This is a genomic window from Mesorhizobium sp. M7A.F.Ca.US.006.04.2.1 (assembly GCF_004022915.1).
GTDB lineage: Bacteria > Pseudomonadota > Alphaproteobacteria > Rhizobiales > Rhizobiaceae > Mesorhizobium > Mesorhizobium ciceri.
Genome location: NZ_RZQA01000682.1, coordinates 1 through 3,606 on the forward strand (window position 1 = coordinate 1; position 3,606 = coordinate 3,606).

2 protein-coding genes are annotated in these 3,606 nt (G+C 64.8%); both read left to right on the forward strand.

From position 1 onward, the window contains the following. Positions 1 to 1,436 (forward strand): sigma-54 dependent transcriptional regulator (locus tag EN925_RS27990; protein WP_164894434.1); only part of this gene is annotated, 1,436 nt, incomplete at its 5' end. Between the two features lie 409 nt (positions 1,437 to 1,845). Beyond that, a partial coding sequence (locus EN925_RS27995; RefSeq protein WP_128337074.1) for a DUF882 domain-containing protein occupies positions 1,846 to 3,606 on the forward strand: 1,761 nt, incomplete at its 3' end.

Sequence of the window (3,606 nt, forward strand, 5' to 3'; positions counted from 1 at the left end):
GCGGCGCGGCCGCTCTCGACATCCTCGATGGACCCGGCGCCCGCGAGGTGTCGGTGGTCATCCTCGATCTGGTCATGCCCGGTCTCGACGGTATCGGCGTGCTGAAGGCGATGCGCGAGCGCGACATCAACGTGCCGGCGATCGTGCAAACCGCGCAGGGCGGAATCGAGACCGTGGTTTCGGCGATGCGTCATGGCGCCTTCGATTTCGTCGTCAAGCCGGCGTCTCCCGACAGGCTGCAGGCATCGATCGGCAATGCGCTCAAGGTCGAGGCCGTCGAGGGCGAGGTCAAGCGCACATCGCGCCGGCGCGGCGGCCTCCTGACCTTCAAGGACATGATCACGCACAGCCCGGCCATGGACAGGGTGATCCGTCTTGGCCAGAAAGCGGCGGCATCCAACATCCCGATCCTGATCGAGGGCGAGTCCGGCGTCGGCAAGGAACTGGTGGCGCGCGCCATCCAGGGCAGTGGCGACCGCCGCACGAAACCCTTCGTCACCGTCAATTGCGGCGCCATTCCAGACAATCTGGTCGAATCGATCCTGTTCGGTCACGAGAAGGGCTCGTTCACCGGGGCCACCGACAAGCACACCGGCAAGTTCGTCGAAGCGCATTCGGGCACGTTGTTTCTCGACGAGATCGGCGACCTGCCGCTCGACGTGCAGGTCAAGCTGTTGCGCGCGGTCCAGGACGGCGAGGTCGACCCGGTCGGTGGGCGCTCGACCGTCAGGGTCGACATCAGGCTGATTTCGGCGACGCACCGCAACCTCCTGCAGCAGGTCAAGGACGGCAAGTTCCGCGAGGATCTGTTCTACCGGCTGAACGTCTATCCGATCTTCGTGCCGCCGCTGCGCGACCGCCGCGACGACATCCCGTATCTGGTCACCCATTTCATGGAGAAGGTCGCGCCGGCCGACCCGCACCGTCGCCTGCAAGGTATTTCGGCGGCAGCGCTCGCCGTGCTGCAGGCCTATGACTGGCCCGGAAACATCCGGCAGCTCGAAAACGCCGTCTTTCGCGCCTCGGTGCTTTGCGAAGGCGATATGTTAACCGCGGAGGACTTCCCGCAGATCCGGGCGCAAGTGGAAGGCACCGTCAACCTCGATATGGATGGCGACGCGCCGTCGCCGTCCTTGCCTTTGCAGGCGCGCGATGACGAAGCCTTGCCCGGCGAGGGCGGCCCGGCAATCGCGTTCGATCCGCCGGCAAGGCTGCAGCCTCGCTTCGGCACGTTGCGGGCGCTCGACGAGCGCGGCAATGTGCGGGCACTTGCCGATGTCGAACTCGAGATGATCAAGCTTGCCATCGATCACTACAACGGACAGATGAGCGAAGTCGCCCGCCGACTCGGCATCGGCCGCTCGACGCTCTATCGCAAGCTCAAGGAACACGGCATCGATCCGGAGACAGGCCGCGTCGATCGACTCGCCTCCTAAGGGCGATGCCGGGCTGAGCTTTGGCCCGGCTTCCGGCTTTGCCACAAGGCCGGCGCCAGCTTGCAATGCCACAACGGGCCTTGTGTCGCCGTTTCAGCGGCATTGTGGCTGTCCCGTGGACAGCTCTGTTCACGCATTAAGGCTAACGGTAACAGATCGTGTTCGGGGCGAAGGCGAAAATCTGATCTAAACCAGCGGTTTACCAAGAAACCTTGTGAACAATTTTTGACGGGATATCGCCACGGTGTTACCGCATTTCGGCTTCAATAAGCGATGATTAACCATTAGGATCGATATTCGGGTGTGCTAATGCCACATCCGTTTGGACAAATCCGGGGACAAACGGCAGCCTGCAAGGCCTTTTGATTTGAACAGAATCGAACGACACACAAACAGGCGGCACCATCATTTGAGCGTCTGGCCGAAGTGGCTGGCAGTGTTGGTTGTCGCTTTTGGTTTTGTTGCCGCGGCTGCGAGCGGAGCCAGCGCCGAAACACGGTCGCTGAAGCTTTATCATCTCCACACCCACGAGAAGGCCGAGATCGTCTACAAGCGCAACGGCCGCTACGTTCCCGAGGGTCTCCGCAAGATCAACATCATTTTGCGCGACTGGCGTCGCAACGAGCCGACCAAGATGGATCCGCGCCTGCTGGATCTCGTCTGGGAGGCGTATCGGGAAGCAGGTGCCACGGACTACATCCAGGTCGTGTGCGGCTATCGCTCGCCGTCGACGAACTCGATGCTGCGCAGCCGCAGCAGGGGCGTGGCCGAGAAGAGCCAGCACATGCTCGGCAAGGCGATGGATTTCTATATTCCCGGCGTGCCGCTGAAAAAGCTGCGCAACATCGGCCTCAAGATGCAGGGCGGCGGCGTCGGCTACTATCCGTCATCGGGTTCGCCGTTCGTCCATATGGATGTCGGCAATGTGCGCCATTGGCCCGGTATCAGCCGCCAGGAACTGGTCTCCCTGTTCCCCAATGGCAAGACGCTGCATGTGCCGAGCGACGGCAGGCCGCTGCCCGGCTTTGAGCAGGCGCTCGCCTCCTACAAGGCGCGCAAGGGATCGGGCTCGCCGGCCATCGAGATGGCCAGTGCCGGCGGCAGCAGCAAGAAATCGGGTGGATTCCTGTCGGCTTTCTTCGGTGGCGGCGGCGACGACGAGGCCGACGACAGCGCCGATGTCGAGACCGCTTCGGCCGCCCCCCCGCCCAAGGCGAGAAACCTGAAGCCGGCAGCGGCGGCCAAGACCAGCAACCTCCCGGGCATCGCCATCGTGGCGCCGGAGAATGCGCGGCGCGCCGAGATTCCGCAGGTGACCGAACAGCAGGCTCCGGAGCCTGAACAGGACACGCCGGAGACGATCATCGCGGCATTGCCGGCCCGAAGCATTCCGCTGCCGGATTTCGCACCGCGGCCGAAAGCCGATGTCGGCGCGCAGCAGCCTGAGAATGTTCCCTTCGCGATGGCGGAGGCGACAGCCACCACCGAGCAGGCCGTGGCGACCGCGCATGCGCCGGCGAGCGTTCCTTTCGGCATGGCCGATGCAACGGCTTCGGCTGATGCGACCCAGGTCGCGGTCAACAACATACCGTTGCCGACATGGCGTCCCGACAATTCGCTGCCGGCCGCTCTGGCTGCGCCGCCCAGCAAGGATGTGCTGATGGCGCTGGCCGAGACGGCCGACCAAGGCAAGACCGCGACCGATGCGTTCTCGGTGCTGCCGACGGCGCGGCCCGAGATGGCCAGGCCGGACGCGGTCAAGGCCGTGCTCGACGAGGCCAATGCCCAGGTCGGTGCGGCCGATTACCAGCTTGCTTCCTTGTCCGGGTCCGAGCCGCGTTCGGCGTTCAACGATCCGGGCACCAACGCCGCATCGCCGCGCGATGCTGTCGTGGCCCGCCCAGTCGGTTCCGATCCGGCCGCCGCGATCGGCGCCGGCGTCAAGACGACGCGCAAGGAATCGAGAGCCACCGCCCGCGACCTGAAGCCAGGCCCCAAGGCCATGGTGGTTGCAGCCGCACCGCAGGCCGCCCGTTGGGCCTTGACCAGCGGCGAGCAGGTCGCCACCGTTTCAAGCGCGACGACGGCGCCGGGTTACGCCTACAGCATCGTGCACACGCCGCCGAGCGAGGTCTACACCGCTGGCTTCCAGCCGAGCAGCCAGGCGGCC